The organism is Streptomyces sp. NBC_01352, from assembly GCF_036237295.1.
Lineage (GTDB): Bacteria > Actinomycetota > Actinomycetes > Streptomycetales > Streptomycetaceae > Streptomyces > Streptomyces plumbiresistens.
Genome location: NZ_CP108354.1, coordinates 7886329 through 7900977, shown reverse-complemented (window position 1 = coordinate 7900977; position 14649 = coordinate 7886329). Strand labels below are relative to the sequence as shown.

Sequence of the window (14649 nt, the reverse complement as noted above, 5' to 3'; positions counted from 1 at the left end):
GGCCCTCGTACTGGTTGTACGTGGGTCTGTGCCCGGTGCGACGAGAGTGTGCGCATGGCGCCGCGGGGCAGGCGGGAATTTGACGGCAGGGCCTAGCGGCGGGCGATCACGCGGTAGGTGTTCGAGCGGCGGGTCAGGACGAGCAGCGGGCCCAGGGCCTGCTCCACCGCCTTGGCCGCGGCCAGCAGCGGGATCTTCGCCCAGGTGGGCAGGGACTTGGGCAGGATCAGGAACAGAGCGCCCGGCAGGTCCCGGGGGATGTGCGCGGCCCGGCGGTCCGCGGTGACGATCGCGCAGCCCTGGGACTCCAGTTCCGCGCGCAGCTCGGCCAGCGGCAGCAGGTGGAGCCGGCGGTGACGCGGCAGCCAGCGCCTGCCGAGGAGCGTGGCGAACGCGCTCTGCGGGTCGGGGAGTTCGAGCAGGAGGTGGCCGCCCGGGCGGAGTACGGCCAGGGCGGCCCGGAGTTCGGCGCGCGGGTCCGGGGTGCGCGGCAGGTGGTGGATCATGCTGACCACGTCGTAGCGGGCGCGCAGGCGGGCGGTGATCTGCGGGTCGGTCAGCCGGCCCAGGTGGGCCTCCTCGACGCGTTCGGCGCGGCGGGCCCATTCGACGCGGGGGGTGGGGTCGAGGCCGTCGAAGGACGTGTACGGGAACACCTGCCGGGCCGCCTCGGGGAAGCGGGCGTCGCCCGTGCCCACGTCCAGCCAGCTCTCCGGTTCGGGGAACGGCAGTATCGCGCGGGCGACGGAGCGCAGACGCCGGGCCAGAGGTGCGGAGGATGCTGAGGACGCGGACATGGGCGGCTCCCGGGGGCTTACGACATTCCGCTGCAAACCGGAACGTATGGGATGGGGATCTTGAGCGCAACGACGTCGCACGCTCGTCGTGGCGATGTGGCGCCGCCGTGTTCGATCAGGGCCGGTACTGTTCGGCGAATGAGCTCGCTTAATCTCGACGACTTCACCGATCTGATCGAGCGCCCGGACGGCGGGATGCGCCGTGACGCCGAGGCCCGCCGGGAGCGTCAGATCGTGCCGCCCGGAGCGCTGGGACGGCTGGACGAACTGGGTGAGTGGCTGGCCGCGGCGCAGTCGGCCGTACCGGTGCGGCCGATCGAACGGCCGAAGGTCGTGCTGTTCGCCGGTGACCACGGCATCGCCGAACTGGGCGTCTCGGGGCGGCCCGCGGGCAGCGCCGCCGAGTTGGTGCGCGAGGTCATGGAGGGCGGCCGGCCGGCGTCGGTGCTCGCCCGGCGGCTCGGCGTGCCGGTGCGGGTGGTCGACATGGCGCTGGACTGCGATCCCGAGACGCTGCCGGCCGAGGTCGCGGGGCACCGGGTGCGGCGCGGCAGCGGGCGTATCGACATCGAGGACGCGCTCACGCCGGAGGAGGCGGAGGCCGCCTTCCGGGCCGGGGTCGCCGTGGCCGACGAGGAGGCCGACTCCGGTACGGATCTGGTGGTGCTCGGCGATGTGAGCGTGGGCGGGACCACGGCGGCGGGCACGCTGATCGCCGCGCTGTGCGGAACCGACGCGTCCGTCGTGACCGGGCGGGGCGGGCAGGCGATCGACGACCTGGCGTGGATGCGCAAGTGCGCGGCGATCCGGGACGCGCTGCGGCGGGCCCGGCCGGTGCTCGGGGACCAGTTGCTGCTGCTGGCGACGGTGGGCGGGGCCGACCTCGCCGCGCTGACCGGGTTCCTGTTGCAGAGTGCGGTGCGGAAGATGCCGGTGATCCTGGACGGCGTCGTGGTGGCCGCCTGCGCGCTGGTCGGGCAGCGGATCGCGTTCCGGGCGCCGGACTGGTGGCTGGCCGGGCAGAACAGCGGGGAACCGGGCCAGGCCAAGGCGCTGGACCGGATGGCGCTGGAGCCGCTGCTCGACCACGGGGTGACGGTCGGGGAGGGCGCGGGGGCGTTGCTGGCGCTGCCGCTGGTACAGGCCGCGGCGGCACTGGCCGCCGAACTCCCCGAGAAGCCGGAGGTTTCCGAGAAACCGACGGACGCCGAGAAGCCGACGGACGCCGAGGTTCTTGAGAAGGAGTAACAGCGCACGAGATCGAGATCACTCAGGTCTCTCTCAACTTCGCCCGGTCCCGGTCGGTCTTCGCAGGTGGTACAACGACGAGGACCACCGAATGAACACGCTCGCCCGCCGGGCCCGCGCCGAATGGGGACTGCTGTACGTCACCGTGCGCGACGCGCTGCACGAGCGCGGATGGCGGGCGGTCCCCATGGCCCTCGGGGCGGTCTGCCTGACTGCGGTCCTGCACTTCGTGCACAACCAGTCCTGGGGCTATCAGCTCGTGCAGAACCTCGGCGCCGTGCGCGCCGAGGACCCGCTGTGGCTCGCCCTGCTGCGCACTCCCCTGTCCCTGTTCGTGCCCGCCCTGGACCTGCCCGTCTGGGGCGCCCTGGGGCAGCTCCTGCTGGTGTTCGGGATCGCCGAGATCTGTCTGGGCCGGTGGCGGACGCTCACCCTCGCGTACGCAGCCACGCTCGCGGGCACGCTGTACGCGCGCGTGGGGATCTGGCTGGGTCCCGACAGCCCGCTGGGTCTGCCCGGCTCGGACGCGCATGTCGTGGACACCGGGCCGTCGGCGGCCGTGGTGGGCCTCGCCGTGTTCGTCGGTTGGCGCTACGGCGCCCATGTCACGGCGGGTGCGGTGATCGCGGCCATGGTGGTCGAGGTGGCGCTGAAGGAGAACCTGGCCGGCAAGGAGCATCTGGCGGCGATCGGGGTCGTGCTCGTGCTGTGCGGGGTGTCGGCGCTGCGTCACCGGTGTTCGAGGGCGCGGACGGGCTCGTTCGGTCTGCCGCCGATCCAGTCCTGAACGGTGCGGCTGGGGCCCGCCCAGCGGCGGTCGTGGTGATAGGCGCGCAGTGTGGATCTGGCGCGGGCGCGCGGGCGGCGGCCGTAGACGCGCTTGGCCCAGGGGGAGCCGGGGCGGGCCAGCCGGATGGCGCCGACGAGTGCGATGAGGGGGACGATCACGCCGAAGATCGCGGTGCGGGCCTTGCCCTTGGCCAGGGCGAGGAGCGAGAAGACGAAGTTCACGGCCACGCTCACGATGACGGAGCCGCGGTCCTGGAGCTCGTCCTCGTCGAGGTCGTTGACCCCGAAGGGCACGAAGCCGCACAGGACCAGGCCGACCAGGGCCGCGGTGAGCACCACGACCTCGACGCTCTTGCGTCCCGCCTCGGTCCAGTAGACGTCGTCGAGGTGCAGGATCAGCGCGAACTCGTCGAGGACCAGACCCGCGCCGATGCCGAAGACGACGGCGAACGCGGCCGAGCCGAAGCCGTGCCGGGTGCTGGCGACGGCGCCGAAGCCGCCGAGGACGGTGAGGACGACTCCGGGGACCACGTGGTGGACGTGCACTCCTCCTGCGCTGACGTTGCCGAAGGGCCCCTTGCCCGCCCGGATCATCCGCGTGACGACCCGGGTGATCAGGAACGTCAGCACGAACGCGGTGAGGGCGAGAAGCAGGGGCAGTTTGCCCGGCTCGATGATGTTCCGCTCCAGCCAATGTCCCATATGGGCACTTTATCCACGGAGGCCCTGGGCGCTCTCCCGACCGCCGGGTAACCTGCGCCGGTGTCCACGACCCCGACCTCCTCGCCCTCCTCGCCCGCCTCCTGGGCCGACGGCCTCCGCTTCGCCTTCGGCACCCTCACCGTGCTCCCGGTCAAGGTGACCCGCTGGGACCGGGAGGCCGCCCGGGGCGGCATGCTGTGCGCGTCTGCGGCCGGGCTGGCGGTCGGCGCGGCTGCGGCCGTGCTCGGCGGGTTCCTGCTGTTCCTGGGCGCGGGCCCGCTGCTCGCCGCCGTCGCCTCCGTCGCCGTACCCGCCGCCCTCACCCGCGGACTGCACCTGGACGGCCTCGCGGACACCGCGGACGGGCTGGGCAGCGGCAAGCCCGCCGAGGACGCGTTGCGGATCATGAAGCAGTCGGACATCGGGCCCTTCGGGGTGATCACCCTCGTCCTCGTGCTGTTCGCCCAGGTGGCCGCACTGTCCCAGCTCTACGCCGACTCCTGGACGCGGGGTGCCGTGGCCGCCGTCGTCTCGGCGACCACCGCCCGCCTGGCGCTCACCCTGGCCGCGCGCACCGGGATACCGGCGGCGCGGCCGGAGGGGTTGGGAGCGGCGGTGGCGGGCGTGGTGCCGGTACGGGGTGCGACGATCGCCGCCATCGCCGTCACGCTGGTGGCGGCCGGTGCGGGGGCGCTCGTCGGGCCGTACGACGCGGTCGGCACGGCTCTCGCCGTCCTCGTCGCCCTCACCGTCGCCGAACTCCTGCTGCGGCACTGCGTCCGGCGGTTCGGCGGGGTGACCGGGGACGTGTTCGGGGGGCTCGCGGAGACGGCGGCCACGGCGGCGCTCGTCGCGCTGACCCTGGGGCGCTGACCTTGGAGTGCTGACCCGGGGGCGCCGGCCCGTTCAGCAGGCCCGGCGCCACACCCCCAGTTCGTACTTCTTGAGCATCGAACTCAGCTTCAGGCTGCGGGATTCGGCGCAGAAGCGGCCGGTCGGCAGTTCGTACTCGACGTGGAAGACGGCCTTGCCCGCGGTGATGAAGGGCAACAGGTCGGCGCATTGGTCGTACTGGGCGCACTGTTCGTTAACCGCGAAGTCGAAGTCGTCCACCAGCTCGGGGATCTGGTCCAGGTCGTTCTTCAGGCCCACGGCCAAGCCGCGGTCGTGGGCGAGTTTCGCGATCAGGCGGTTGTAGCGGAGCTGGTCGGCGGCCTTCAGGGGGAAGCCGGTGCGGTTGCGGTAGCCGTCCATGTTGTCGGGCTCGACCGCGTCGAAGCCCTTCTCGCGGCACATGTCGACACGGGCCGCCATCAGGGGTTCCAGGACGTCGGTGCGGCGGATGTCGAGCCAGCGCTCGCCCTCCCAGCCGTTGCCCCGGCCCAGGACCGACTTGGGGAACTTCCCCGCGTCCGGGCGCCAGTCCTCCCAGGCGCCGGTCGAGAGGTAGCAGATGACCTTGCGGTCCTCGCGGTGCAGTGCGGCCACCGTCGACTTCGACTGGTCGAAGCCGTCGATGTCGTAGACCGGGACGTCGACGCTCGTGTCGATCCGGCCGCTGAGCTGCCACTGCCAGGCGAGGCCGGGGCGCGGCTGCCAGCGCGCGCCGCTCGGCTCGTCGGCGTCCTTGTCGGGAACGGTCGCGGTCGTGCAGGCCGCCAGCAGCAGAAGCAGGGCTGCGAGCAGGATCGGGTGTCTCACCGGGCGGGCTCCAGGGTGTGCGGCAACGTACCCCAAGGATGATCTCCCGCGCCCGGCACGGCGCAGTGCACCGACGCGCCCCGCGCGCGGGCGAGCTCCGCCAGGTCGACGCCGGGCGGCACGTCGTACACGAGGTGGCACAGCCGTACGCCGGTGGTGCCGGGCCGGGGCTGTGGTGGGAGGCGGCGGTACGAGTCCCAGGTGCCCTCGAAGGTGACGAGGACGTCGGCGATCCTGGCGTAGGAGGGGTGCGGCGGGGTGCCGTGGTTGAGGACCAGGGTGGTGCAGCCGAGGCCCCAGGCGGCCACCGCCAGCTTCTGGTAGTGCGGGAACTCCTCGGGACCCGCGCCGACTTGGTCGAGGAAGACGCCGTCGGTGCCGTACCAGTCGCGGTACCGCGTGAGGTCGCGGACCACGTCGGTGTGGGGTCTGCGGCCGTAGTCGGTGTCGGTGTAGCCGAGCACCCGCGCCCCCGCCGCCCGCAGCCGGGCGGCGGTCTCGGCGAAGGCCGGATCGGGGCGGTCGCCGGGGCCGCTGGCCGGGTTGAGGACGACGCCGTGGAGGCGGGGGGCCGCCGCCACGATCGCGTCCCATTCGGCGGGGCGGACGGACGGGTGCTCGTAGTAGGGAACCAGCAGGGTGCTCATCGGTGGGCGGTCGCCCTTCCCAACAGGGCGCAGACCAGGCCGGCCTGGATGACCGCGGCCGTGCCGTACACGATCAGGCCGACCCAGTGCGGGTCTCCGGTGTGCGTGACGAGGGCGGCGGTCTGGGCGAGGGCCGCCGCGCAGCACACCGCCGCCGCGCCGGTGACCGCGCCGAAGGACTGGAGCAGCAGGCCCGTCCACAGGACCACGCCGAGCAGGAGCAGCCCGGCCAGGCGGACGCCGGTGAGGCCCTGGGCGTGCGGCCACAGGGCCGAGGTGGCGAGGCTGAGGGCCAGCAGGCTGGCCAGGTAGCCGGTCAGGCACTGGACGACGGTGCGTGCCGTGGTCCGCCAGAACGCCTTCGGGGTGCTGCTGGAGCGCAGCCCGGCCAGGCCACCGCTGCGGAAGCGGTACAGCAGCCATTCGGCCGGGCCCATGCTGAGGGTGAGCGCCACCGCGGCGGGCGCGGCGATCGCGCTCTGTTCCTCGCCGGCCAGGACGTCCCCGAGCGCCCCGTAGACGACGAGGACCCCGCTGCCGAGCCCGAACAGGGCGTACGGCAGGGAGGCCGCGAGCCGGGGGGCCGCGGTGCGCCGGTGCTCGGGGACCGGCCCGAACGTGCCGAAGGGCAGCAGCGCGGTCAGTCCGGCGGTCCAGTTGCCGCCCTCACCCAAGTCCCGTAGGGCGGGCGCCACTTCGCGCAGGGCGAGGACTCCCACCACGGCCAGCGAGCCGAGCAGCAGGGCGAGTCTCGCCGCGTCGGGCACGGGCTGGGCCACGGTGACGGCCGCGCCCGCCGCCATCGGCAACAGGGCGATCAGCAGGGCCCGTTCGCGTCCCATCACCAGCAGGACGGTGGCCGCGCCCAGGTAGCCGGACTGGCCGGCGGCGAAGACGATCGCCGCCGGGTGGGCCGTACCGGCGACGGCGAGGGCGATCAGGGCGCCGAGCAGCGCGCCCGCCGGCGCTCCCAGGAGCAGGGAGCGGCGGGCGGCCAAGCGGTCGCCGAGCCCGAGCCAGGAGTAGGCCCGGTGGGCGAGGCCCTGGTTCCAGGTCCAGCCGCACAGGGCGCCGGCCAGCAGCGGGACCGTGCCGGCCGGGAGGCCGAGGTCGCCGTCGGGGCCGGCGAGCAGGGGTGCGCCGAGGACGTAGCCGAAGCCCGGCAGGGCGAAGACGACCCCGCGCAGGAGGCAGCCGAGGAGGCCGATCTGCCAGGGGTCGTGGAGCGGGCCGTCCGGCTCGGGGTAACGGCGTTCGACGCGCTCGTACAGCTCCTCGGCGAGCGCGAAGGAGTTCTTCACGCCGTACCGCTCGCGTATCTGGTCGTCCGAGAGGCCGTCGGACTCCAGCACGGCGGCTATCTCGTCCGGGTGGACGGCCGCGGCTATGACGTCGTCGAGCCGCTCGGCGAGTTCGTCGACCGGGTCGGGCTGCGCCCAGCTGGGAGTGCGCTGCCGGGGGATGTAGGGGAGGGTGTCGGGGCGGGAGCCCGGGGGCATCCAGAGGCTTCCGCTCACCAGCCGGTTCCGTCCGTCGCGACCGCCGCGTACCACGGGTCGCGCAGTTCGAGGGTCCAGTCGGCGACGGTCTCCAGGGTGGGCTCGTAGACCTCGGGCAGGCCGGCGAGCTCCTGGTAGATCGTCCGGAAGGCGTCCACGCTGCGGCGGAGCGTGAAACGGTCGATGACCCGCTGGCGGGACAGTTCGCCCAGTTCCAGGCGCCGTTCGTCGTCCCGGAGGAGGGTGAGCGCGGCCGCGGCCATCTTCTCCGGCTCGCGCGGGGGCACCACCAGACCCGTGTCGCCCACGGCCTCGCGCACTCCCCCGACGTCCGTCGAGACCGTCGTACGGCCGCAGGACATGGCCTCGATGATGGAGAACGGGAAGCCCTCGGAGATCGACGACAGCATGACGACGTGACCGGCCGCGTAGGCCCGCCAGACCTCGCTGATGCGGCCCTCGAAGGTCAGTCCGTCCCGCACGCCGAGCTCGGCGGCGAGCTTCTCCAGCTTGGTGTGGTAGGCCTCGCCGCCGGCCGGGACCGGGCCGAACAGCCTGAGCCGGGTCTCGGGGATCTCGGCGCGGACCATGGCATAGGCGCGGAGAAGCGTTTCGAGGTCCTTGATCGGGTCGACGCGCCCGCACCAGGTGAGCGTGGGCACCTCGGGTTCGGGTCCCGCGTGCGGGAAGGCGGCCGGGTCGACGCCGTTGTAGACCGTGCGGATCTTGTCGGCGTCGGCGCCGCCGCGCTCCTCCCAGCGGCGGTTGTACTGGTTGCACGGGGTGATCAGGTCGGCGGCGCGGTAGCCCAGGGAGTTGAGCTCGCGGTAGAAGCCGAGCATGAACGCCTTGACGGGCCAGCGCTGTTCGCCGCTGCGGTAGCCGAGGTAGCGCTCGCGCAGATAGATGCCGTGCTCGGTGAGCAGGAAGGGCACGCCGTCCAGCTTGCGGGCGGCGAGCGCGGGCAGGGTCGCCAGGCCGCTGCTGACGGCGTGGGCGACGGAGTCCTCCGGGATGCGGACGCCGAGCGGCCTGAGGGCGTGTTCGAGCAGGTCGGTCGCGGTCAGCGCGTCGTGGACGGTCGGGCGGGCCGCGGCGGTCGCCAGATGCGGCATCGTCCATATCCGCATCAGCGAACGCAGCGCGGACTCGGTGCGCAGCGCCGCCGACAGGCGCCCGTCGCGGGCGAGTTCGGCGAGCTCGTACAGCGCCTCGCCGAAGTCGCAGTTCGCCTCGGGGGCGAGGAAGGAGAGCAGGAAACGCTCGTACGACTCGAGGAAGCGGCGGCGGGCCCGGCCGAGCGGCGCCCGTGCGCGCCCGGGCCGCGGGCCCCAGGTCGGCACGGAGGTGTGCCGGTAGACGTTGGGCGGCAGCTCCCAGGTCACGGGTTCGCGGCCGCTGCCGGTGAGCGACAGGACGTGGAAGTCGACCTCCGGCATGCCCTTGACGAGCTGGTCGCACCAGGTGCTGACCCCGCCGTGGACATGCGGATAGGTGCCTTCGGTGAGCATGGTGACATGACGGCCCGTACGCATCGCTACGCGGTTCCCCCTTGTAGTGCGGATGACGTTCGGGGAGCTGCGGCTCGGCCCCCGGCTGCGGGCTCGTTGTGGCCGGTCGCGCCCCGCGGCGGAGCCGCATATCGAATGCGGCCCCGCGCCCCTGAAGGGGCGCCTCTCTACGGCAGCTTCAGCGTCAACCCGGGCTGCAGCGCGGCCGGCGTGGTCCAGGCCGAGCGCGCTCCCGCGTAGGGCGTGCCGAAGGTGGTGGTGCCGATCAAGAGCTGCCTCTGCGTCCCTTCCGGTGCGGTCACCGGGATCTGCGTCCCGGACGGTGCGGTGACGGTGACTTCGTTCCCGATGCGGTACGCGGTGACCTGGCCGTTCGTGACAGCGGTCTGCCAGGCGGCGCGTCGTTGCAGCTCGGTGCCGATGGCGCGCTGCGCGAGGTTCTGCACCGGGGTGTTGTCGGCGAAGAGGGCCGCGTAGTCGGCCAGCACCTTGTCCATGACCGGGTAGAGCGTCCGGTCCTCGGCCAGGTTGGACTGGTGGGCGTAGTGCGGGCGCGGGTCGCCCGCGACGACGTGTCCGAGGGCGGTGCGGGCCTCCAGCGGGACGATGTACTCGTCGTAGCCGGTGGTGGTGTCCAGCGGCTCGTCGAGGCAGGTGGACGTGGGGTTGTTCTCGCAGACGCCGCTGCCGCCGTCGGCCGCCGAGGTGTAGATCCAGTTGTACTCGTCGACCATCTCGGCGTCGGTGCCCACGTTGTAGTACACGTTCATCGGATAGCGCGGCACGGTCCGCGTGCTGGTGCCGACCGGACGCTGCTCGGGCTCGCGGGAGTTGTCCGAGGCGGTCCAGGCGATGCCGTTGTCGGCGAGTGCGCCGGCCAGGTTCGGGTTGTCGTCGGGCTGCTGCGGCAGCGTCCTGAGGCCCGAGTGCTCGCCGGTGACCAGCTCGGAGCGGTTCATCGGGAGGCCCTGGGTGAGCCCCCAGTCGTAGTTGGCGGAGATCTCCGCCGAGATGTCGGCGCGGCTCATGTACCGCGTCGAGCCATCCGCGTTCTTCGCGCAGCTCCACGGCACGGTGCTGGTGTCCTGGACGCAGCCCAGGTACTGGTGCGTGTAGGTGTGGTTGATCCAGCGGTACTGCTCCTTGTCGGCGAGCAGCTGGTCGGTGAGCGGGTCGCTGCCGCCGTGCTCGCTCTTCCACTCCTCGCCGGAGCCGGCGTTGTAGACCATGTCGAGCGTGAAGCCGCGCTCCCGCTGCCACTGCGCCGCGTACTGCGCGTCGGCCGCCGTCATACGGATCGGTGTGGTTCCCTCGCCGTCACCACCCGCGCAGTCGAAGTCGCCGGGGGTGCAGTTGCGTTCGGTGTCCCAGCGGCTGTCGGGCGCGAAGACGTCGTCGACATGGACGGCGAAGTAGTTCCTGCTCTGCCCGAGGTGTACGCCCTGGGTCAGCCATTCGACGATGCCACGGGCGAGTACCCGGAACTGCTCCTGGTACTGGTTGTAGGCGAAGGTGACGACGAGTTCACGGCGTCCGTCGTGCGCGTACTCACCGATCAGGCTGCCGGTGCCCGCCCCGGCGGGCACCGGGATGTCGACGTAACTGGTGAATCCCGTACGGGGCTTGGCGACGAAGCCGTAGCTCTCCTGCGTCGAGGCGTCGTTGTCCTCGAAGGTGAGGGCGCCGTCCAGATAACCGAAGTACCCCGCCTTGCCGACCGTGGTCACGGCCGCCTCACGCCCGTCGAGGGTGCCGGCCCAGCCGCCCTGACTCGTGTAGTCGAGGCCGACTCCCGGGTGCGCCCAGGTGTAGGCGTCGACCTGCGGGATGCCGTACGTCCGCTCGTAGGTCTCCAGGGCGGTCTGCTCGGCCGAGCCCGCCCCGAACGGGGCCTCGTTGGGCAGCACCACGCCCTGGTACTTGGCGCGCGGCGTGCCGTCCACCGTGTCGCTGAGGAACGTGTCCGTGATGGCCGGACGGTCGGCGTCGTTCAGGTTCACCCTCGTGTACGGGATGCCGGTGCTCTTCAGCTGGGCGGTGATGGCCTGGACCGGGCTGTCGCCGTTGTCCACCACCAGCACCCTGAGATCGATGCGCGGCTCCTCGGCCGCCGACGCGCCGGGTATGCCCAGTCCCAGCGCCATGAGACCGGCGGCCGTCAGTACAGCGGCCGTGGTTCTCCATCTGTGTGCGTGCGCGCGATGCGCCATGGGTCGTCCCCTCCCCAGTGATTCCCCCGATGGATCCCCATGTGGTCGATCAGAGGAGGATCCGTGGAAATGATGCAAAGCGGCGAGGCGTACGCTCGCCGGAACCAGACGAGTGTGACTCAGCTCACCGGGACTGGGGATCAAGAAGTGGCCAGGACGCCACCGATGGGTGAATGGCCGTAGGAATGATCGACAGCGGGCCCGAGCGTAGGCTCAGGGCGGGTGTTTACCTGCCCTGGTAAAGACCAGGCCGCAAGAGAGTTCTAGGGTCGGTTTTCGGGCTCGGCCGACCCACCCTTGTCCGGCCGCACAGGACTTCCAAGGAAGCGAGATTTCACCACCGTGACTGCTCTCACTCTCAGCACCGCCGCGGCGCCCGGCCTTCGGGCCGACGCGATCGTGATCGGTGTGGCCAAGGGTGCCGAAGGCCCGGTCGTCGCACCGGGCGCCGAGGCCGTGGACAAGGCGTACGACGGCAGGCTCGCCGGCGTCCTGGAGACCCTCGGTGCCTCCGGTGCCGAGGGCGAGGTGACGAAGCTGCCCGCGCCGGCCGGCTTCAAGGCGCCGCTCGTGGTGGCGGTGGGCCTGGGCGCCGAGCCCGAGAAGGACTCCGGCTTCGACGCGGAGGCGCTGCGCCGAGCCGCCGGCGTGGCCGCCCGCACCCTCTCCGGCGCCAAGAAGGCGGCGTTCGCGCTGCCGCTCGCGGACGCCGCGGATGCCGGAGTGGTGGCCGAGGGCGTCCTCCTCGGGGCGTACTCCTTCGACACCTACAAGGAGAACGGCAAGAGCGACGCCAAGGCCAAGAACGGCAAGGCGCCGCTCGCCGAGGCCTCCCTGCTCGGCGGCAAGCCCCGCGACCGCGCCTACAAGGCGGCGATCGAGCGGGCCGCCGCGGTGGCCGAGGAGCTCAACCGCGCCCGCGACCTGATCAACATGCCGCCGAACGACCTCGACCCCGAGGCGTTCGCCGCCGTCGCGCAGACCGCGGCCAAGGAGCACGGCATCAAGGTGCAGGTGCTCGACGAGAAGGCCCTGGTCAAGGGCGGCTACGGCGGCATCCTGGGCGTCGGCGCCGGGTCGGCGGCGGGCCCGCGGCTGGTGAAGCTGTCGTACACCTCCTCGAAGGCGAGCAAGCACCTCGCCTTCGTCGGCAAGGGCATCACCTACGACTCGGGCGGCATCTCGCTCAAGCCAGCAGGCCACAACGAGACCATGAAGTGCGACATGAGCGGTGCGGCGGCGGTCTTCGCCGCCGTGGTCGCCGCCGCGCGTCTGGGGCTGGAGGTCAACGTGACCGGCTGGCTGGCGCTGGCCGAGAACATGCCCTCGGGCTCCGCGACCCGGCCCGGTGACGTGCTGCGCATGTACAGCGGCAAGACCGTGGAGGTGCTCAACACCGACGCCGAGGGCCGGCTGGTCCTCGCCGACGCGCTGTGGGCCGCCTCCCAGGAGAAGCCGGACGCCATCGTGGACGTGGCGACGCTGACCGGCGCGATGATGCTGGCGCTGGGCAACCGGACGTTCGGGATCATGGCGAACGACGAGGCGTTCCGCTCCGCGATCCACGAGGCCGCGGAGGAGGTCGGTGAGCCGGCCTGGCCGATGCCTCTGCCGGAGCACCTGCGCAAGGGGATGGACTCCGCCACGGCCGACATCGCCAACATGGGTGAGCGGATGGGCGGCGGCCTGGTCGCCGGTCTGTTCCTGCGGGAGTTCGTGGGTGAGGGGATCACCTGGGCGCACCTGGACATCGCGGGACCGGCCTTCAACGAGGGCGGGCCCTTCGGATACACGCCGAAGGGCGGCACGGGCACGGCGGTGCGGACTCTGGTCCGGCTGGCCGAACTGACGGCCGCGGGCGACCTGGGCTGAGGTCCTTTTCGGTGACGGGGCCCCGCGCGCGGGTAGGGCGGGGCCCCGTCGCCCTGCCGTGGCACAGGTGACGGCCCAGGAGAGTGCGACGTCTCACACACCAGCCCGGCGTCTCTTCCCGCGCCGACAAGTGCGAAGATGGGCCTCGGCAGGACAGGGCCCCACCGAAGGGCCGAAGAACGAGCGGCCGGACACCAGCCGCCGACCGGTCACCGCAGACCGGCGTGGCGCACATGCATGGAGGACGTGACGTGGCGAACGACGCCAGCACCGTTTTCGACCTAGTGATCCTCGGCGGTGGTAGCGGTGGTTACGCCGCGGCCCTGCGCGGGGCTCAGCTGGGCCTGGACGTCGCCCTGATCGAGAAGGACAAGGTCGGCGGTACCTGCCTGCACCGGGGGTGCATCCCCACCAAGGCCCTGCTGCACGCGGGCGAGATCGCCGACCAGGCCCGCGAGAGCGAGCAGTTCGGTGTGAAGACCGCCTTCGAGGGCATCGACATGGCCGGGGTCCACAAGTACAAGGACGGCGTCATCGCCGGCCTGTACAAGGGCCTGCAGGGACTTGTCGCCTCCCGCAAGGTGACGTACATCGAGGGTGAGGGCCGCCTCTCCTCCCCCACCTCCGTCGACGTGAACGGCCAGCGCGTCCAGGGCCGCCACGTCCTGCTGGCGACCGGCTCCGTGCCGAAGTCGCTGCCGGGCCTGGAGATCGACGGCAACCGGATCATCTCCTCCGACCACGCCCTCGTCCTGGACCGGGTGCCGAAGTCGGCGATCGTCCTCGGCGGCGGGGTCATCGGCGTCGAGTTCGCCTCCGCGTGGAAGTCCTTCGGCACGGACATCACGATCATCGAGGGCCTCAAGCACCTCGCCCCCCTCGAGGACGAGAACTCCTCCAAGCTTCTTGAGCGCGCGTTCCGCAAGCGCGGCATCAAGTTCAACCTGGGCACCTTCTTCTCGAAGGCCGAGTACACCACCGACGGCGTCAAGGTCACCCTCGCCGACGGCAAGGAGTTCGAGGCCGAGCTCCTGCTGGTCGCGGTGGGCCGCGGGCCCGTCTCCGCCGGTCTCGGCTACGAGGAGCAGGGCGTCGCCATGGACCGCGGCTACGTCCTGGTCGACGAGTACATGCGCACCAACGTCCCGACCATCTCCGCCGTCGGTGACCTGGTCCCCACGCTCCAGCTCGCGCACGTCGGCTTCGCCGAGGGCATCCTGGTGGCGGAGCGTCTGGCCGGTCTGAAGACCGTTCCGATCGACTACGACGGTGTCCCGCGGGTGACGTACTGCCACCCCGAGGTCGCCTCCGTGGGCATCACCGAGGCCAAGGCCAAGGAGATCTACGGTGCGGACAAGGTCGTCGCTCTGAAGTACAACCTCGCGGGCAACGGCAAGAGCAAGATCCTCAACACCTCGGGCGAGATCAAGCTCGTCCAGGTCAAGGACGGTGCTGTGGTCGGCGTCCACATGGTCGGTGACCGCATGGGCGAGCAGGTCGGCGAAGCCCAGCTGATCTACAACTGGGAGGCGCTGCCCGCCGAGGTCGCGCAGCTCATCCACGCCCACCCGACGCAGAGCGAAGCGCTCGGCGAGGCCCACCTGGCCCTGGCCGGCAAGCCCCTCCACTCGCACGACTGACCCCTCGGTCGACGAACCCCCAGACTTCCGCAC

The 14649-nt window shown here is 71.9% G+C and carries 12 protein-coding genes; 5 read left to right on the top strand and 7 right to left on the bottom strand.

Annotated elements, in window-relative coordinates; genetic code table 11:
- Window positions 1–92: 92 nt before the first annotated feature.
- Window positions 93–797 (bottom strand): class I SAM-dependent methyltransferase, encoded by a 705-nt coding sequence (locus OG252_RS36385; protein WP_323186090.1) that lies wholly within the window; start codon window positions 795–797, stop codon window positions 93–95.
- A gap of 138 nt (window positions 798–935) precedes the next feature.
- Here OG252_RS36385 and cobT point away from each other — a divergent pair, with 138 nt between their 5' ends.
- Together cobT and OG252_RS36375 are read left to right on the top strand one after the other, a co-directional pair.
- Window positions 936–2045 (top strand): nicotinate-nucleotide--dimethylbenzimidazole phosphoribosyltransferase, encoded by a 1110-nt coding sequence (gene cobT, locus OG252_RS36380; protein WP_266440740.1) that lies wholly within the window; start codon window positions 936–938, stop codon window positions 2043–2045.
- Window positions 2046–2136: 91 nt separating this feature from the next.
- Window positions 2137–2832, top strand: coding sequence for a hypothetical protein (locus tag OG252_RS36375; protein ID WP_329341527.1), 696 nt, complete (start codon window positions 2137–2139; stop codon window positions 2830–2832).
- Here OG252_RS36375 and OG252_RS36370 read toward each other — a convergent pair.
- Complete coding sequence (locus tag OG252_RS36370) at window positions 2775–3536, bottom strand: hypothetical protein (protein WP_329341525.1); 762 nt, start codon at window positions 3534–3536, stop codon at window positions 2775–2777. The genes OG252_RS36375 and OG252_RS36370 overlap by 58 nt on opposite strands.
- Before the next feature lie 60 nt (window positions 3537–3596).
- On the opposite strand from OG252_RS36370, the gene OG252_RS36365 reads away from it, so the two are divergent.
- Window positions 3597–4409, top strand: a complete 813-nt coding sequence (locus OG252_RS36365) for an adenosylcobinamide-GDP ribazoletransferase (RefSeq protein WP_329341523.1) — start codon at window positions 3597–3599, stop codon at window positions 4407–4409.
- 33 nt (window positions 4410–4442) lie between these two features.
- Here the strand turns inward: OG252_RS36365 and OG252_RS36360 are convergent, their stop codons facing one another.
- From OG252_RS36360 to OG252_RS36340, 5 genes are all read right to left on the bottom strand, one after another.
- A complete protein-coding gene (locus OG252_RS36360; protein WP_329341521.1) occupies window positions 4443–5237 on the bottom strand; it encodes an endo alpha-1,4 polygalactosaminidase in 795 nt (264 codons plus the stop codon).
- Window positions 5234–5884 (bottom strand): spherulation-specific family 4 protein, encoded by a 651-nt coding sequence (locus OG252_RS36355; protein WP_329341519.1) that lies wholly within the window; start codon window positions 5882–5884, stop codon window positions 5234–5236. The genes OG252_RS36360 and OG252_RS36355 overlap by 4 nt, the downstream gene beginning before the upstream one ends.
- Window positions 5881–7401, bottom strand: coding sequence for a hypothetical protein (locus OG252_RS36350; RefSeq protein WP_329341517.1), 1521 nt, complete (start codon window positions 7399–7401; stop codon window positions 5881–5883). Before OG252_RS36350 ends, OG252_RS36355 begins: the two co-directional genes overlap by 4 nt.
- A complete protein-coding gene (gene pelF, locus OG252_RS36345) occupies window positions 7398–8918 on the bottom strand; it encodes a GT4 family glycosyltransferase PelF (protein WP_329341515.1) in 1521 nt (506 codons plus the stop codon). Before pelF ends, OG252_RS36350 begins: the two co-directional genes overlap by 4 nt.
- A gap of 143 nt (window positions 8919–9061) precedes the next feature.
- Entirely contained in the window at window positions 9062–11104 is a 2043-nt protein-coding gene (locus tag OG252_RS36340; RefSeq protein ID WP_329341513.1) for a hypothetical protein, read from the bottom strand.
- A gap of 342 nt (window positions 11105–11446) precedes the next feature.
- On the opposite strand from OG252_RS36340, the gene OG252_RS36335 reads away from it, so the two are divergent.
- On the top strand, window positions 11447–12976 hold the full coding sequence (locus OG252_RS36335; protein WP_266440717.1) for a leucyl aminopeptidase: 1530 nt from the start codon (window positions 11447–11449) through the stop codon (window positions 12974–12976).
- A 251-nt stretch (window positions 12977–13227) separates the two neighbouring features.
- Entirely contained in the window at window positions 13228–14616 is a 1389-nt protein-coding gene (gene lpdA, locus OG252_RS36330) for a dihydrolipoyl dehydrogenase (protein ID WP_266440714.1), read from the top strand.
- Window positions 14617–14649: the final 33 nt, after the last annotated feature.

What these genes read in the sequence shown, in the direction of transcription:
- cobT (WP_266440740.1), top strand. Translation starts at nt 936, where the DNA reads ATGAGCTCGCTTAATCTCGACGACTTCACCGATCTGATCGAGCGCCCG.
- OG252_RS36340 (WP_329341513.1), bottom strand. Translation starts at nt 11,104, where the DNA reads ATGGCGCATCGCGCGCACGCACACAGATGGAGAACCACGGCCGCTGTA.
- OG252_RS36375 (WP_329341527.1), top strand. Translation starts at nt 2,137, where the DNA reads ATGAACACGCTCGCCCGCCGGGCCCGCGCCGAATGGGGACTGCTGTAC.
- pelF (WP_329341515.1), bottom strand. Translation starts at nt 8,918, where the DNA reads ATGCGTACGGGCCGTCATGTCACCATGCTCACCGAAGGCACCTATCCG.
- OG252_RS36385 (WP_323186090.1), bottom strand. Translation starts at nt 797, where the DNA reads ATGTCCGCGTCCTCAGCATCCTCCGCACCTCTGGCCCGGCGTCTGCGC.
- OG252_RS36370 (WP_329341525.1), bottom strand. Translation starts at nt 3,536, where the DNA reads ATGGGACATTGGCTGGAGCGGAACATCATCGAGCCGGGCAAACTGCCC.
- OG252_RS36355 (WP_329341519.1), bottom strand. Translation starts at nt 5,884, where the DNA reads ATGAGCACCCTGCTGGTTCCCTACTACGAGCACCCGTCCGTCCGCCCC.